The following is a 15,740-nucleotide window of genomic DNA, read 5'->3' as shown; positions in this document are numbered from 1 at the left end:
CACAAATATATCGACTTCATTTTTCTATCTCATAGTACCATAGCCACATTCGATGTACTATCTTCTTTTATGACTTATTTTTAGGTGGATATTGACTTTTATAACATTATTATTCGCGGCAATAACTATATTTATGGGTCATTATTTACCAATTTCCAAAGAAGCATCTTTCAAGCGGCAATAAAGATTCTCGTCTCCTTCCTCATTATAGGTTTCAAAAGTTCCGGTTACCGTCACATCGGCCTCATCCTCCGGATATTCCTCAGGATAAACATGGCTTCCGTCCTCCCAAATAAATTCCAATCCCTGCGCGCAGCAAGCGGTCGCATCCTGTATGATCACATAGTGGTAGTACTTAGCGGTAGGCTCATAGTATGTAGCATAATATGTTCCCTCCATCCTTATTGTTTTGCCGACATACTCTTCAGGATTTATCATCAACTGATAGACGGTGGCGTATATCATATCGCTTCCCATAGCGGTCAGATCATAGTCAATATTCTCCTGATCCTTTACCGACTCCTGCGTCAGTCCTGCCGCATCGTTCTCCGAATTGTTCCCCTGCCGCTCCGAACTCTTCGTTACATCCGTTGTTACATCTTTTGCCACGTCCGTTGCGTCCGTTGTTACATCTTTTGCTGCATCCGTTGTCTCTTTTGTTTGTTTACTCTGCTGAGCAGCCGGCTCGCCATCTGCAACATTTACCTGTGCATCAAGGACTTTATCAACATTATTTTTTCCATCCGATAATCTATCTTCATTCCCCGAACATCCACTCAGACAAATCAGTACACCCATGACTAAAATTACATATTTTTTAAACCGCATTTTTATGACCATGCTCCCTTCTATCTTATTATCTCCTTACTATTTTTCCTATTGCACAGCTTCCAAAAAACACAACTATGTCCGCAGCTACTATCGTAGAACCAACCGGAGTCGAAAATAGTATGGATATGAGCATCCCAACTGCGGCACAACCAACGGAAATGACCGCCGAACAGATAACCACGCCTTTAAAATTCTGAATGATCCTCATTGCCGATAATGCCGGAAATATGACCAACGCCGATATGAGCAGCGAGCCTACCAGATTCATCGCCAAAACAATGATAACCGCAGTCACCACTGCAATGAGAAGATTATAGCCGTCGGCATTCGTTCCCGTCGCTTTTGCAAAGCCTTCATCAAAGGTGACCGTAAATATTTTATTATAGAAAAAACAAAATAAAGCAACAACCAGTATAGACATTATCACGCAAATCCAGACCTCTCCCTTGGTCAACGTCAATATGGAGGTGGACCCGAACAAGGTACTGCACACATCCCCTGATATATTTGCGGATGTAGAAAACAGATTCATAATTAAATAACCGATGGCAAGCGAGCCGACAGACAGCATCGCTATCGCCGCATCTCCCTTGATTTTCGTATTCTGTCCCGTTCTTAAAAGTAAGACGGCTGTGGCAATCGTAACCGGCATAACAAATATCGTATCGTTTGCCAGCTTGAAAATCGTTGCAACCGCCATTGCCCCGAACGCCACATGGGATAGTCCGTCCCCTATAAACGAAAATCTTTTTAAGACGAGAGTTACCCCGAGCAAAGAGGAGCATAAAGCGATCAGCGTCCCTACGATCAACGCATAACGCACAAACGGATAATCCATATAAAACTGCAGCTTCAAAATGATGTTATTCATTCTTATCCCCCCTGTCCGCTTTAGCGGAAGTGGAATCAATAGTTGAAAGCTCTTTTCTTTCAACCTCCCCTCCCGCATACTGGAATCCTTTCCATTCACTGCTCCTTAAATATTTCTCTTTGCTTCCATAGAACGACGCCTCTCTTTCCACATGCAGAATATGGCTGGCATAACGGACAGCCGCCTGAATATCATGAGATATCATAATAACAGCGATGCCATCTGCGTTCAATTGCTGTATGATGCGGTAAAATTCTGCCGCCATCTTTGGATCCAGCCCGGTAACCGGCTCATCCAACAGCAGCACCTTCGTCGTAGCACATAGTGCTCGTGCCAGCAACACGCGCTGCTGCTGGCCACCGGACAAATTGCGATAGCACTGCTTCCGCAGTTCCCACACCGCCATGCTTTTCATATGTTCTTCCGCAAGCTGCTTCTGCGCTTTTCCAAAAAACGGTCTTACCCCGCATTTAGGCAACGTACCGGATAAAACAATTTCCCATACGGATGCTGGAAAATCCTTCTGCACCACCGTCTGTTGCGGAAGATAGCCGATTTCATAAGGCTTTAAACCGTCTCCTATCGTAATCTTTCCGCCTAACGGCTCCATTAAATGAAGCAGCGTTTTTATCAGCGTACTTTTTCCGGCTCCATTTTCCCCTACAATACATAAATAATTTCCTTTATTTACTTCAAATTGAATATGTTTGGCTATTACATTTCCATTATAGCCAAGCGTCAAATTCTCACAGGCAATATAAGCCATAGTAATCCTCATCCTCCTAGTTCAAAGCTTGCTTCAATATTTCCAAGTTATCCTTCATAGCCGAAATATATGAAAATCCAGCCTCTATATCTGAATTTGTAACCGATTGCAAAGAATTCATGATCAATATCTTCTGATCCTTATCTGCCGTATTGCCCTTAATCGCTTCTGATATTTTTTCATCGGAATTCTCGATCACGAGAATTACCGGCAATTTCAAGTCGTCTGCCTTACCTGCCAGAAAAGCTATCGTTTCGAAACTGGCCTCCGTCTCTGCACTGCATCCGACAAATGCCGCGTAATAATCCAATCCATAATCATCCACCATGTACCGAAAAGGGAAACGGTCACCGAACAGCACCGTATTCGTTTTTCCGGCTAGAACAACCGCTTCGTATTCATCATCCAACGCTTTCAGTTCTGTTATATAATCGCTGCTATTGTTTTTATAAATTTCTGCATTATCGCTATCAATATCAGAAAGCGTCTCCTCAATTACCTGAACCAGGGCTTGTGCATTCTTAAGAGAAAGCCATACATGCTCATCATATTCTATTTCTTCTCCGTCATCATGCACGTCTCCTTTCTCATTAACCTCTTCGCCTTCCTGTATATCTCCATCTTCATGCACATCCCCCTCTTCATGTTCGTGTGCATCTCCACCCTCGTGTTCGTGCTCCTCCTCTTCCATTCCTTCCACAAGCTCTTCTTCTTTTACCGCGCTTCCGAGCGCGTCCATCAGGTTGATTACCCGCATGTCTTTATTCGTTGCCTCTTTTAAAGCATCTTCTACCCACCCATCAGATTCTCCGCCTACATAAATGAACAAATCGCACTTGGCAATCTTAGCAATGTCCTCTGCCGTAGGCTGATAGTTGTGCAGGTCCACCCCGTTATCCAGTAAAAGCGTCAGATCAAAATCCTCCGCCCTTTCTCCCATTACCTCTTTTACCCAGTCATAGGGCGGAAAAATAGTACATACCACGCTAAGCTTATTTGAGGTTGCTGCTTCGTATTCGGCTGCTTTGTTTCCACAGCCTGAAATAAGCCCTATACACAGTATAAAAGCCAAACTAACTATCAATATTTTATTGTTTTTCATAACAATCCTCCATGTTTTGGATGCCTGCGAATTTGGGCGCAAGCACAATATTTGCAAGCATAATAAATTATGCTGTGAAAAATTTATTTTTCACACTAATCGCCATATCCTTTCAGGTATCTGCCATCGCCATACTGCTGGCATAATATATACAGGCAGCATAAATCTCAGCGTGAAAATTACATCTTACACCAAACTCCATATTAAAAATCGATACACAAATAACACCAAGCTGCCTTGGCGCAGTCGCTTTTCCTTATAGAATCAATTCAGTAATTCTACCTTCAATAAAACAAGGGTATTTCTTACGCAGGCAGACCTCTCTGAAGCCGCGTAAATTCGCGTGAATACGCAAAGAACTATCGCAATGAACGATAGCATAGGAAGAATCTTTATACTTGAAATGAAGTGCACAGCCGCCTCTAGCTGTACGCATACAGTACAGTCCTTGCCGGGGCAGTCATGCTGTGTATTTGAAACAACATACTCGTAAGAAAAAAGCAGGCAAACTAATAAAGCCAGAGTACAAACTATGGAAAATACCCTATCTCTTGTCTTCATCATCCTGCCTCCGTTCCTAAATCAATCATTAAGCCTGCATTCGTTACATAATCCTATTAATACCGAGCCTGCACATTCCAGTTCAAATCCATGGTGCTCCAGCATATGCTCCGTAATCTCACTCATAAAATCGCATTCCAAGTGGAGAATTTTACCGCAGTCTCTGCACTGCATATGAATATGCCCAAGACAGTTAGCACGATGTCCGGCATATTGATACAGGCTGCTTTCGTTCTCCGCCGTCTTATATTTCAGAACGGTTCCGCTATCGGTCAGCTTATCCAGATTTCTGTATATAGTCGCCAAATTTACCAGTATATCATTCTTCTTCATATAAGAATATATATCCGCAGCGCAAAAACTATGTTCCTTGTTACCCTGTAAATACTCCATAATAGCTGTTTTACATTTCGTATTATAATTTTTTTGCATGGCTCTTCACCTCAAAATGCAAATCTTTTGCATTTTTAAATTATAGATTTAATATCTTGCCTTGTCAAGTGCTTTTGTAAACAGTTTTCCCTGATGAAAATTTGACCAAGGGAATATTATAATAGTTTATCTTGGGTAAATAATATGAAATGCTACCCTGATCACTCCCAATAGAATCAGATGTAACGGATAATATATGTAAAACAACCATTTCATTCCCCGCCAACGTCCTCTTTCACCGTTGTAGAGAAAGAGCAAGGGAAATGCAAGGATAACAGCAAATTGAAAGCTACTCCACCATGAACTTACCAGACAATACACCAATGCATAACTAAAGCCGAAAACCGTCATCCCTATAAACTGTCTTTTCATATTGCCATAATTTAAATCGAGTACCAATAAGAATACAACACAGACCCATGACCAATCAGAAGGGATTGCCAGTATAATACAGAGTATAATCAATACAACCTTTAACCATTTTTTCATTTGCTCATGATGGTAAACGATGAGTGATGATAAGCCAAATGTAAATCCCCATAAAACGGAAGTGGAATCAATGAGCCCATTTCTTAAATCAAACAGGAGAGGATGGTTAAAGCAAAAAGCATATGCAAAATGTGCAATCAATGCCGATATCGCCAATCGGAACAGATACTTTCGGACATCTCTGGTGTGATGGTATCCTTCTACGATCATAAAAGCCATAACCGGAAATGTCAGCCGCCCGATAATATGGCATATAAATGCAGCAATGGTTTCCCGGGGCAGTATCAGCCATGCGGCATGATCAATTGTCATTGCAATAATTGCCGCCAATTTCAGCGTGTTTCCATTGAACTTTTTATTGGTCGCAAACATCCAGCTCTCCTTTTAACTTTTTTCCTCTTTTTTCTGCCTTATAACTCGATTGATCTGTTCTGCTGCTCTTTTTGCAGAAAACATACCAGTTATAAAATATAATATTATCTCGATGCTAATCGTTATAACTGTACACAGTACAATCCATTTGGCTTTCAAAGAAAACCAATGCAGCACAACTCCACCCATAAATAAGACAATTGGCAAGACGCTTGCCGTACTGGCTATCATCTGACAAAGTGATGATTTAAACCGTAGAAAAGTTCTTATACACAGTTCCACAACAGCAAGCAGACTGGATAGGATAAAATACTGGGATACGATAACACTGTTAAAATCTTCAGTGATTCCAACCAGATGCAACAGTGCCTGCAATAATACCAGGACCGCATAAATCGTAAAATTCATAATTAAAAAAGTTTGTATCTTATACATCTTCCCTTTCCCCCAGTCCAAATTTCATTTTAAATGCCGGCACATAATGACGGCTTACAACAATCCTTTCACCATTTTCCAATAACGCTTCAAGCCGTCCGCCAAGCATGGGACGTACCCCTTCCACTACCGCCGTATTCAGTACACACGCCTTTCCAACCCTGGTAAATGCTGTACCTGCAAGCCGTTCTTCCAGTTCATATAGCCGTAACGAACATTCATATACTTCCGCTTTCTGATATGCAAAGGTCTTCTCTTCCACACTTTCAAAATAGTAAAGGCTATCTGTAGAAAGCACATAGTTTCGCCCTTCTTTTTTAACGGGGATCGTCAGATCATACATCCGAATCTGGGCAATCAGAGAATTTAAACGCTCATCCACCTCAAGACAATGAATGATAATCTCTGTTTCCGTATATTCTGTTCCTTTCTCAATTCTTAATTTCAAATCCTTCCCTCCTGCACTGTCGTGAATCTGCCCATTTAGCATATAATAAATTTACTTTACCGGCAATATCATGTTCGGTAAAATGCACAAATCAGGAGATGAAATACTTATTTTTTGCATTTATGGTAAGTACCTGGGATCAACCTCGCTAACAGCCCGAACCTGACTCAACGCATGAAACTATCCGCTGCCATTTAACCCATGGCTTCACAGCGGCAACTAACGATACACAAATAACTTATACACAATAATTCGCGGTATTGAAGGCCGAATAATAACCAAATTCTTGCACCATATGGCTCCTTGTGCTACAGTAAATACAGTAAGTTCCTATTATACAAAGAATAGCGATTGGAAACATTAAAAATGGAGGAAAATATGTTATTAAGAAAGTATGTTCGCGAAGATTTAGATTCCATTGCACAGATCAATCCTTTTGCAGCTGTCCAACTGCAATATAACCAAAGTATTTTACCAGAAAATATTGTTTGTGCAGAATGTGATGGTTCCGTCATTGGCGTTGGTTTCTTACTCTTACATCAAACACTTGAAACGCAAAAATTACAAATTACTTTCTCTACTTATACGGATAACGAACATCAAGATAATATTGAGGCAGACGGCCTATTGATGGACGGTCTGATAAATCGTTTCCATCAAATAAAGAAAGAAAAACCTGATATAACGGTACGCTTGCGTGAATGCTGCGAAACAGATGAAATTGATGATATGCAATTTTTTATACATAAAGGATTTTCTATCCATTCTGCTATCCCTGTACTAAAGTATGACCTGACAAAGGAAATCGCCCATTACAAAATACCGGAAGCCATAACCATACAAAAGCTAACGTTTGATGAAACAAATATGAAAGCTTATCTTGATGCAGATTCTCTATCGAGCAGGGAGTGGGAATACGAATGCGAAGCAGACATTTGGTTTAACACAGGCGATCCTTCTTTTTCATGCTACGCCGCAATATGTGACGGTAAGATTATAGGTGCAATATCGATATGGAACATATCTGAGGAACGAGCAGCGACGGAAAACATTTTTGTAATCCCTGAATTTCGGAGAAAAAATATCGCCCGCGAATTGATTTCAACCGCACTTGAAGAATTAAAAAATAGCAATTTGAAAATAGCAACGCTTTCAGTCAATGGCGCAAATCTGCCTGCAATGAAGCTGTACTTATCTAGTGGTTACTCGTTATACTACAATTTGATTGAAATGTTATGCGAGTAACCCCGGTTCATGATTATATGGACATATTGGCTAGAATCGTAAAACTTCAGCACGTTAAATATCGGACTCCCAGCTCACCCTAAGTATCAGTATGGTCGTGATAAGGGCTGCCGCATAATTAGAAAAAAGGCTTCCCCAAAATACGGAATAATAACTTAAATACGACTCTGTGGCGAGTATAAAAATATAACGCAGCAGCCATACCCGCAAGATACTCATTACAAGAGTAATCTTTGTCTTGCCTAACCCTATGAAGGCTCCCTGTTCCACCATACAGACACCAAACCCTATTACGGAATAGGTATAAATATGAAGCGCTTTGTTCGCCACCTCGAGCACCTGCGCTTCTCTGGTAAACAATATCGTCAAGTACGAAGACAGCGGTACCACTATGGCGATAAGTACAGCCGCGGTTATTGCACTGACAATACAGCCGATCAGGCAGGAATACTTCGCCCTTTTTACCTGCATCGCTCCTACGTTCATACTCACCATGGTAGTGATTGCTGAGGCGAAGGAGGATGGGAGAATAAAGCAGACAGAAGTAATGCTATTTGCAATCCCTTGTCCGTTCAGCACAATGGAACCATACTTCTCCACTTCGTTGTTGATCAGAAAGAAGCCCAGATTCAGCATCAGGCTTGAAAGCATGGAAGGAAAACCAATATACAACAGCTTTTTAATAATTCTATGGTCGAAGTGAAATCCCCTCATTTCCAATCTGTCGCCGTTTTTCTTAAGAAACAGCTCATAAAACATCCAGAAGGTAATCAAAACATTGGAAGCTAAGGATGCAATTACCGCGCCCACAAGTCCCCAATGCAATACGTAGATAAAGAGCGTGTTAAACACAATCTTGAGAACCAGCATGATAATCATACGTATGAAGGAATCCTCCGGCTTGCCGTTTGCATTTTTAATGGCGTTATAGATGGATTCCAAAAAAGAAAAAGGAATGACAAGCGCATTTAATGATATATAGACGAAAACATTATGTGCAATTTCCTGATTTACATGACCGGACAATCCGAATGCCGCTAACACCAGCAGGGGAGCCAGAACAATTCCGAGTATAAAGGCAAAAATAATCAGCTGTATTGTAGTGCTCCTGCTCTCTTTAAAATCCCCTCTGCCGTTGGCCTGGCCTATAATCGCCATTCCGGCAACACTGAGTCCCTGAGAAAGAGCTGTTGTCATATTTACTACCGGGGTACAATAGGTTACGGCGCTGGCTGCCGTGGTACCTACCAGATTATTTAGGAACAGCCCATCGATAACCGGTATCAGCGACTGCACCAGACCCATCATAAGCGAAGGAAGAGACAACATTAAAATCGTGGAAACTACATTTCCCTTCAATATCAAATCCCTTCTTTGTTCCATATTCTGACTCAAAAATTTTAATTTCATTACTTATCACCTGCCAACTCCATAGAAAAAAGCATACCTCTCATCTGAGAAATATGCCTATTTCCGGATCTCTTAATCCAAGCTCCCGAGGGGATTCGAACCCCTGACCTACGCATTACGAATGCGTCGCTCTACCAGCTGAGCCACGGAAGCAATCCGGTATCCGCGATACCGACAAATGCTATTATAAAGGCTAATGACATTTTTGGCAAGATAAAATTATCCTTTTTTAATTATTTTTGTTTTTACGACTTATTTCTATTGTTTTTTGATTTCATCCTTAGAGGCAATTTCCTCCTTCACATACACATCCATCTGAGAAGACGGTATGCTTATTCCTGCTTCGTCCAACGCATATTTGATATTTTCCGTTATCCTCCACTTGCCAGGCCAGAAGTCCTCCATGGAAAACCAGCACCTTATCCCCACATTTACACTGAAATCTCCCAGCTCACTGATATAGACGAAATGCTCTTCTTCCTTTAAGACCGCAGTATCTTCGTCCAAAATCTTCTGCAATACCGCCTTCGCCTTCCTGATATCCGCATGGTAGGATATCTTTACCACAATATCCATCCGACGATTGTCGCATGCGGTTACATTCGTCAGACTGGAATTAGCAAGCGTACCATTTGGAAGCACGATTACCTTATTGTCTGCAGTCGTAAGCTTCGTATAGAACAATTCTATTTCCTTTACGACACCTTCATTTCCTTTGGAGTCTTCCTTAATGTAGTCTCCCACCTTAAAGGGTTTCAGCAATAAAATGAGCACTCCTCCCACAAAGTTAGACAGGCTTCCCTGAATGGCGAGACCGATGGCCACGCCGGCTGAACCTAACAGCGCCAGTATACTCGCCGCATCCAGCCCGAATCCCGATGCAATGGTTATAATCAGCACCGCGTACAAAGACACCTTTAAGAAGGAATCGATGAACTGCACTACACCGATATCCACGCTCCCCCTCCCCAGAGACTTCTTTATGAGCTTGCGGATCAGCCTAATAAGCTGTATTCCCACAACAAGAACTACGATAGAAAGCAGCACCCTCGTGCCTAAATGTAATGCCTTATCCGGCAGCTCATGAAGGAACTTCTCAATTACACCTATATCGATAGGCTCCTCTGTCGTAAAAGATGTCAAAACCTTCAAATAATCCATATACATATACATTTCCTACCTACTTTTTCTTTCCCGGTTTCTTCTCTGTCAAAACAATACGCCCTTTGTTTCCGCTGCGTACTCTTTCCTCTTCCAGACGCACTTCTTCCGCCGCTTTCAGCATCCGCTCAGCACGCTCCTTGGCTTCTTTTGCTTCCTCTAAAGCTTTTTCAGCCTCCGCCTGCTTCTCCTGACGTTCTTTTTCCAGAGCAGCTATCTTCTCCTGACGCTCTCTTTCAAGGGCTTCCTCTTTTTCTTTGCGGATTCTCTCCTCTTTTCTCCTCGCAGCTTCCTTCTCCTCCTCCAGGGTGTAAGGAGTATAACTGAATACGCTTACGGACAACGGCGCGCTTATTACCTGAATAGAATAAGGCCTGCCGTCGAATTCCTCCTGTTCCGAGCAGATTAATTCCCCGTTGACCACGCCCTCTCCGCCGAAAGCCGCATCATCCGTATTCAGTATTTCTTTATACTTTCCTTCAAGGGAAACACCAATGGTATACTCCCTTTGCACATTGGCGAAATTAGCCATCACTACCAAAGTGTCCTCCGGCACATCCGACTTACGCATGAAAACGAGCATACAGTCGTTAGAAGAAATACAATTGATCCATTCGAATCCGTCCCAGGAAGCATCGCACTTATAGAATGCAGGATAATTTTTATACAGGTCATTTAAGGTTTTTACCAAATTTTGAATTCCTTTATGGCTGTCGTACTGCAGCAGCCCCCATTCCACTTCACGCTTCTCGTTCCATTCGTCGAATTCAGCAATATCCTGCCCCATGAACAGCAGCTTTTTCCCCGGATGAACCATCATATAGGCATAGGTCAGCCTCAGATTTGCGAACTTTTCCTTAAGTTCTCCGGGCATTTTTCCTATCATCGTCGCCTTTCCGTGTACGACCTCATCGTGGGAAAATACAAGCATAAATTTTTCACTATACGCATAGACCATGCTGAAAGTGAGCTCATTATGATGGTGAACTCTGAAATACGGATCGTAAGTGATATAACCAAGATAGTCGTTCATCCATCCCATATTCCATTTTATGTCGAAACCAAGTCCATTATCCTCCACTTCTCCCGTAACATTAGGCCACGCGGTGGATTCTTCCGCAATCATCAAAACTCCATCGTCCCTTTTCTTCACGATGGAATTCAAATGTTTTAAAAATTCTATCGCTTCCAGATTTTCATGGCCTCCGTATATATTGGGGAGCCACTGTCCGTCACTTTTTCCGTAATCCAGATACAGCATGGAAGCCACCGCATCCATGCGGATGCCGTCTGCATGATATCTTTCTATCCAAAACAGTGCATTGGCAATCAAATAATTGGATACCTGCGGCCTGCCATAATTATAGATGAGCGTTCCCCAATGGGGATGATAGCCTCTTCTTGGGTCCTGATGCTCGTAGAGGCAAGTGCCGTCGAAATTGGAAAGCCCTTGAACATCCCTTGGAAAATGCGCCGGAACCCAGTCCAGGATTACGCCGATGCCCGCCTTATGCATTTCATTCATAAAATACATAAAGTCCTCATTTGTTCCGTATCTGGAGGTAGGCGCATAATAGCCGATTACCTGATATCCCCACGAGCCGTCAAAGGGATGTTCCATTACCGGCATAAGCTCGATATGGGTATATCCCATCTGCGTCACATACTCGATGATAAGAGGTGCCAGTTCCTTATAATTTAGGTAGCTGCCGTCCTCTCCTGCCCGAAAGGATCCGAGATAAAGCTCATAAATACTAATGGGCTTATCCTGTCCCTGTCTTTCCTTCCTCTGTGCAAGCCACTGGGCATCCTCCCATTTGAACCGTCCCTTTTCAGAGCTCATTCCTCCCCGGATCACGGATGCCGTATCAGGGCGAAGCTGCTGCCCAAAGGCATAAGGATCTGCCTTTAAATAAGTCAATCCACCCTTTATCTTCAATTCATATTTGTAATTCTGCCCTTCCTTCGCATCAGGAACAAAAATCTCAAAAATGCCGGAATCTCCAAGTCTGCGCATCTGATGGACTCTACCGTCCCAATCGTTGAAATCTCCCACTGCGCTCACCCGCACCGCGCCCGGCGCCCATACGGCAAAATAAACACCGTTTACTCCATCCAGTCTCTTCGGATGCGCTCCCAGCTTTTCATAAACGGTATAATGAATACCCGCTGCAAACTTATCCATATCCTTTTTTTCTATCTGAGGTGCGAAGTTATAAGCATCCTTCACTTTTTTTAACTTTCCCTCTTCGTCCTCTACAATATATTCGTACTGCATGGGTATCTTGCCCGGTATCAGCGCTGCAAAAAAACCTTCTCCATCGGCCAGTTCCATTTCATAGCTCTTTTTATCCTTTTTGTCCTGAATAAGAACGCTCTTTGCTCCGGGAAAAAATGCCTGAACCAGCGTATGGTTCCCTGCCGCATGCGCTCCCAAAATCTCATGGGGATTATCGGACTCCGAATAAATTATAGCTTCTATTTTCGGCCAATTCATTAACTTATACAGTTTATTGTTCATAGATACCATGCCTCGCTTTCACATTAATCTTTCTTCCGTCAAATTTTATGAATAAACAAGCCGCTCCTGAGCTTGGGTTCAAACCATGTGGATTTAGGAGGCATCAGCATTCCTGCATCGGATACCGCAAACAGTTCTCCGATGGAAGTAGGGCACATGGAAAACGCCACTTTCGCATCGGTATGTACTCTGCGCTCCAACTCCTTGAGCCCACGGATTCCTCCTACGAAATCAATCCTTTTATCGGTCTTCGCATCGCCGATTCCCAATACCGGACATAACAGTCTGTTCTGAATGACCGCTACATCCAAAGCCTCTACCGGATCTTGCCCGGTATATGGCTCCCTTGCCTCAAGCTTATACCATGCCTCTTCCAGATACATACCGAAAGTTCCTTTTTCTTCCGGCTTATAAGGAGTTTCTCCCCGTTTCTCGATATGGAAATACTCTCCCACCCTTTCCAAGTATTCCTCGGCACTAAGTCCATTCAAATCCATAACTACGCGGTTATAGTCCATAATCATAAGTTGGTCGTCGGAAAATAAGACCGAAAGAAAATAATTAAATTCCTCTTCACCCGTATGATCCGGATTTTCCGCTCTTCTTTTCAGAGAAACCTTTACGGCAGAGGCGCAGCGATGATGTCCGTCAGCGATATAAATGCTTTCTACCTCTTCGAACGCTCCTCTAATTCTGCCTACCGCTTCCTCTCCCTCTATTTTCCACACTTTATGCGCAATACCATCCACCGCTGTAAAGTTGTAAAGGGGGGCACCTTCTCTTGCATTTTTTATCTCCTCCCGAATAACGGGATGGGAACGATAAGCCAGGAATATAGGTCCCGTCTGCGCCTTGCACGCATCCACATGACGAATTCGGTCTATTTCCTTATCCTCCCTCGTATTCTCATGTTTCTTTATCGTCTGAGAAAGGTAATCATCCACCGAAGCGCAAGCCGCAATACCTACCTGCGAACGTCCTTCCATTACCAGTTCATATACATAGTAGCAGTCTTTCTCCTCCTCTACAAGCTCGCCGTCCCCTACCATCTTCCACAGAAGCTCATGTGCCTTCTCATAAACACAATCGGCATAGGTATCCACTTCACTTCCAAACTGAGTCTCCGCACGATCCACTCTCAAAAAAGAAAGTGGTTCCCTATCCACTTCCCGCCTTGCCTCTTCTCTATTGTATACATCATAGGGAAGAGCGGCTATATGCTCTTCCAGTCCTTTTTGGGGCCTTATCGCTTTAAAGGGTTTTATCTTTGCCATTTTTTTATCCTCACAAGTATTGTTTTATAGTTACTGTTCACTCCGTTCTCAGTAACGCATGATTTCTGCATTTAAATTCGCTCCGCGAAGCAAAGATCATCTCTTGCATCACGTTCTTACGTAGCTTAACAGCAAGTGTTAAGCTACTGTGCGAACAGTAACGTTTTATATACAATTATTCTAACAAATTAACCTATGCAGCACAAGCATCAAGTGATAAAATAAAGGTCAGTAAAGAATAAGTGGAGGAAAATAAATGACTGTTGAACATATTCAGATATGGGAAAGAATCAGCAAATATGCCGAGGAGGTCTTGGGGGACATCGATCCCCAGAAGACAAAAATCTCTACTCAGCTGGAGGCCTTGAAGCCGGTAATGGAGCAAATTGCCAAGGAGAAAAACATGACCCTCGAGGATGTTTTTATCCTCTATATGGACCTTGCCAGCCAGGCAGGCGTTCAGGCAGAGGCGAATCTTAAATCGGAGCTTGAAGAAGACGGTATGAACGGCTTTTCCAATATCGCTAACTCTCTAAGATAAAATAAAAAGGATATTCCCGTTCTATCCTCTATTCAGGGGATTACAGACCGGAAATATCCTTTTCTGTATACTAAATATTATTTTTGCTTATTTTACCACGCGTACTCGGAATACACCTTCAATTACCTTCAGCTTATTTACCATTTCCTCCGTTGCAGCATTTTCCAAATCGATCATAGTATACGCAACTTCTCCCTTGGACTTGTTCATCATATCGGTAATGTTAATACCTTCATCCCCAAAGCAAGCAGTAAATCTCGTAATCATATTCGCCTTATTCTTATGGAAAATCGCTACGCGGCCGGCCTGAGTGCATACTCCCATATCGCAGTCGGGATAATTCACACTATTGATGATATTACCGTTCTCCAAATAGTCCATCATCTCCTTGACCGCCATCTTAGCGCAATTATCTTCAGATTCCTCTGTAGAAGCGCCCAGATGAGGTACAACGATACAGCCTTCCTGACCTGCCGTTATCGTATTCGGGAAATCCGTCACATACTTACGTACCTTGCCGGACTTTATTCCTTCGATGACATCCTCTTCATTCGCAAGCAAATCTCTCGCAAAATTAAGAAGGACAACTCCCTCTTTCATCTTCGCAATCGCATCTTTGTTGAGCATTCCTCTCGTAGTCTCTACAAGCGGTACATGAATGGAAATAAAATCGCAGTTTTCATAAATCTCATCTACGTTCAGAACATGCTTTACGTCGCGGCTCAGGTTCCATGCAGCGTCTACGGATAAATAAGGATCATAACCGTATACCTCCATGCCCAAATGCCTGGCTACATTAGCAACCTTGATACCGATAGCACCCAGACCGATCAAGCCCAGCTTCTTATCCTGAATCTCCGTACCGGCGAAGTTCTTTTTCTCTTTTTCTGCCGTTTTTGCAATGTTCTTGTCATCTTTATTGGCTGCTACCCAGTTAATACCTCCTACGATATCGCGGGAAGCCAAGAGCATACCTGCTATTACCAGCTCCTTTACCCCATTGGCATTCGCTCCCGGCGTATTGAATACGACAATACCCTTTTCCGCACATTTATCTAACGGAATATTATTCACTCCCGCACCTGCTCTCGCCACCGCCAACAGCTTCTCGGGCAGCTCCATATCATGCATAGCGGCACTGCGTACCAAGACTCCGTCAGCCTCATTTACATTTTCCGTTTTTTCATAATTCCCCGTAAATTTGTTCAATCCGATATCCGCAATCGGATTCAGGCAATGATATTTAAACATCTCTACATCCTTCCTCTCATCCTTATTCTA

General features: G+C 42.8%; 15 protein-coding genes and 1 tRNA gene. 2 read left to right on the top strand and 14 right to left on the bottom strand.

Going from position 1 to position 15,740, the window contains the following annotated elements; genetic code table 11:
• Positions 1-141: 141 nt before the first annotated feature.
• The 8 genes from CC90_RS0105310 to CC90_RS0105270 all read right to left on the bottom strand — a co-directional run bounded on the left by CC90_RS0105310 (position 142) and on the right by CC90_RS0105270 (position 6,307).
• Positions 142-828 (bottom strand): hypothetical protein, encoded by a 687-nt coding sequence (locus tag CC90_RS0105310; RefSeq protein ID WP_031389778.1) that lies wholly within the window; start codon positions 826-828, stop codon positions 142-144.
• Positions 829-856: 28 nt separating this feature from the next.
• On the bottom strand, positions 857-1,702 hold the full coding sequence (locus tag CC90_RS0105305) for a metal ABC transporter permease (protein ID WP_031389777.1): 846 nt from the start codon (positions 1,700-1,702) through the stop codon (positions 857-859).
• Positions 1,695-2,468: a metal ABC transporter ATP-binding protein gene (locus tag CC90_RS0105300; RefSeq protein WP_081905880.1), complete on the bottom strand. Its 774-nt coding sequence runs from the start codon at positions 2,466-2,468 to the stop codon at positions 1,695-1,697. The genes CC90_RS0105305 and CC90_RS0105300 overlap by 8 nt, the downstream gene beginning before the upstream one ends.
• A gap of 16 nt (positions 2,469-2,484) precedes the next feature.
• Positions 2,485-3,570 carry a metal ABC transporter substrate-binding protein gene (locus CC90_RS0105295; protein ID WP_031389775.1) on the bottom strand — a complete coding sequence of 362 codons (1,086 nt, stop codon included), beginning with the start codon at positions 3,568-3,570 and terminating at the stop codon, positions 2,485-2,487.
• Positions 3,571-4,152: 582 nt separating this feature from the next.
• Positions 4,153-4,563, bottom strand: a complete 411-nt coding sequence (locus tag CC90_RS0105285; protein ID WP_031389773.1) for a Fur family transcriptional regulator — start codon at positions 4,561-4,563, stop codon at positions 4,153-4,155.
• Positions 4,564-4,689: 126 nt separating this feature from the next.
• Positions 4,690-5,424, bottom strand: a complete 735-nt coding sequence (locus tag CC90_RS0105280) for a TraX family protein (protein ID WP_031389772.1) — start codon at positions 5,422-5,424, stop codon at positions 4,690-4,692.
• 12 nt (positions 5,425-5,436) lie between these two features.
• Positions 5,437-5,859: a hypothetical protein gene (locus CC90_RS0105275; RefSeq protein ID WP_031389771.1), complete on the bottom strand. Its 423-nt coding sequence runs from the start codon at positions 5,857-5,859 to the stop codon at positions 5,437-5,439.
• The gene (locus CC90_RS0105270) at positions 5,852-6,307 is read right to left on the bottom strand and encodes a LytTR family DNA-binding domain-containing protein (RefSeq protein ID WP_031389770.1); all 456 of its coding nucleotides are present in this window, start codon (positions 6,305-6,307) and stop codon (positions 5,852-5,854) included. The genes CC90_RS0105275 and CC90_RS0105270 overlap by 8 nt, the downstream gene beginning before the upstream one ends.
• Positions 6,308-6,685: 378 nt before the next feature.
• Here CC90_RS0105270 and CC90_RS22935 point away from each other — a divergent pair, with 378 nt between their 5' ends.
• The gene (locus tag CC90_RS22935; RefSeq protein WP_051869293.1) at positions 6,686-7,552 is read left to right on the top strand and encodes a GNAT family N-acetyltransferase; all 867 of its coding nucleotides are present in this window, start codon (positions 6,686-6,688) and stop codon (positions 7,550-7,552) included.
• A 54-nt stretch (positions 7,553-7,606) separates the two neighbouring features.
• Here CC90_RS22935 and CC90_RS0105260 read toward each other — a convergent pair whose 3' ends face one another.
• From CC90_RS0105260 to CC90_RS0105240, 5 genes are all read right to left on the bottom strand, one after another.
• Positions 7,607-8,962, bottom strand: a complete 1,356-nt coding sequence (locus tag CC90_RS0105260) for an MATE family efflux transporter (RefSeq protein ID WP_031389768.1) — start codon at positions 8,960-8,962, stop codon at positions 7,607-7,609.
• A gap of 80 nt (positions 8,963-9,042) precedes the next feature.
• A tRNA-Thr gene (locus CC90_RS0105255) sits at positions 9,043-9,115 on the bottom strand.
• Positions 9,116-9,220: 105 nt separating this feature from the next.
• The gene (locus CC90_RS0105250) at positions 9,221-10,123 is read right to left on the bottom strand and encodes a mechanosensitive ion channel family protein (protein WP_031389767.1); all 903 of its coding nucleotides are present in this window, start codon (positions 10,121-10,123) and stop codon (positions 9,221-9,223) included.
• A gap of 19 nt (positions 10,124-10,142) precedes the next feature.
• On the bottom strand, positions 10,143-12,644 hold the full coding sequence (gene glgB / locus CC90_RS0105245) for a 1,4-alpha-glucan branching protein GlgB (protein WP_051869292.1): 2,502 nt from the start codon (positions 12,642-12,644) through the stop codon (positions 10,143-10,145).
• A 38-nt stretch (positions 12,645-12,682) separates the two neighbouring features.
• Entirely contained in the window at positions 12,683-13,918 is a 1,236-nt protein-coding gene (locus CC90_RS0105240; protein ID WP_031389765.1) for a DUF1015 domain-containing protein, read from the bottom strand.
• A 256-nt stretch (positions 13,919-14,174) separates the two neighbouring features.
• Between CC90_RS0105240 and CC90_RS0105235 the strand changes: the two genes are divergently transcribed.
• On the top strand, positions 14,175-14,459 hold the full coding sequence (locus CC90_RS0105235; RefSeq protein WP_031389764.1) for a hypothetical protein: 285 nt from the start codon (positions 14,175-14,177) through the stop codon (positions 14,457-14,459).
• An 87-nt stretch (positions 14,460-14,546) separates the two neighbouring features.
• Here the strand turns inward: CC90_RS0105235 and CC90_RS0105230 are convergent, their stop codons facing one another.
• Positions 14,547-15,710 carry a phosphoglycerate dehydrogenase gene (locus CC90_RS0105230; protein WP_031389763.1) on the bottom strand — a complete coding sequence of 388 codons (1,164 nt, stop codon included), beginning with the start codon at positions 15,708-15,710 and terminating at the stop codon, positions 14,547-14,549.
• Positions 15,711-15,740: the final 30 nt, after the last annotated feature.

Origin of the sequence: Kineothrix alysoides (genome assembly GCF_000732725.1) — a bacterium.
Classification (GTDB): Bacteria; Bacillota; Clostridia; order Lachnospirales; family Lachnospiraceae; genus Kineothrix; species Kineothrix alysoides.
The sequence above is the reverse complement of the archived record's forward strand: the minus strand, read 5'-3'. Positions and strand labels throughout refer to the sequence as shown.

Bases quoted from the DNA above. Each gene is read 5' to 3' on its own strand.
- CC90_RS22935 (WP_051869293.1), top strand. From the start codon at position 6,686: ATGTTATTAAGAAAGTATGTTCGCGAAGATTTAGATTCCATTGCACAG.
- CC90_RS0105240 (WP_031389765.1), bottom strand. From the start codon at position 13,918: ATGGCAAAGATAAAACCCTTTAAAGCGATAAGGCCCCAAAAAGGACTG.
- CC90_RS0105250 (WP_031389767.1), bottom strand. From the start codon at position 10,123: ATGGATTATTTGAAGGTTTTGACATCTTTTACGACAGAGGAGCCTATC.
- CC90_RS0105310 (WP_031389778.1), bottom strand. From the start codon at position 828: ATGCGGTTTAAAAAATATGTAATTTTAGTCATGGGTGTACTGATTTGT.
- CC90_RS0105235 (WP_031389764.1), top strand. From the start codon at position 14,175: ATGACTGTTGAACATATTCAGATATGGGAAAGAATCAGCAAATATGCC.
- CC90_RS0105230 (WP_031389763.1), bottom strand. From the start codon at position 15,710: ATGTTTAAATATCATTGCCTGAATCCGATTGCGGATATCGGATTGAAC.
- CC90_RS0105275 (WP_031389771.1), bottom strand. From the start codon at position 5,859: ATGTATAAGATACAAACTTTTTTAATTATGAATTTTACGATTTATGCG.
- CC90_RS0105285 (WP_031389773.1), bottom strand. From the start codon at position 4,563: ATGCAAAAAAATTATAATACGAAATGTAAAACAGCTATTATGGAGTAT.
- CC90_RS0105280 (WP_031389772.1), bottom strand. From the start codon at position 5,424: ATGTTTGCGACCAATAAAAAGTTCAATGGAAACACGCTGAAATTGGCG.
- CC90_RS0105305 (WP_031389777.1), bottom strand. From the start codon at position 1,702: ATGAATAACATCATTTTGAAGCTGCAGTTTTATATGGATTATCCGTTT.
- glgB (WP_051869292.1), bottom strand. From the start codon at position 12,644: ATGAACAATAAACTGTATAAGTTAATGAATTGGCCGAAAATAGAAGCT.
- CC90_RS0105260 (WP_031389768.1), bottom strand. From the start codon at position 8,962: ATGAAATTAAAATTTTTGAGTCAGAATATGGAACAAAGAAGGGATTTG.
- CC90_RS0105295 (WP_031389775.1), bottom strand. From the start codon at position 3,570: ATGAAAAACAATAAAATATTGATAGTTAGTTTGGCTTTTATACTGTGT.
- CC90_RS0105300 (WP_081905880.1), bottom strand. From the start codon at position 2,468: ATGGCTTATATTGCCTGTGAGAATTTGACGCTTGGCTATAATGGAAAT.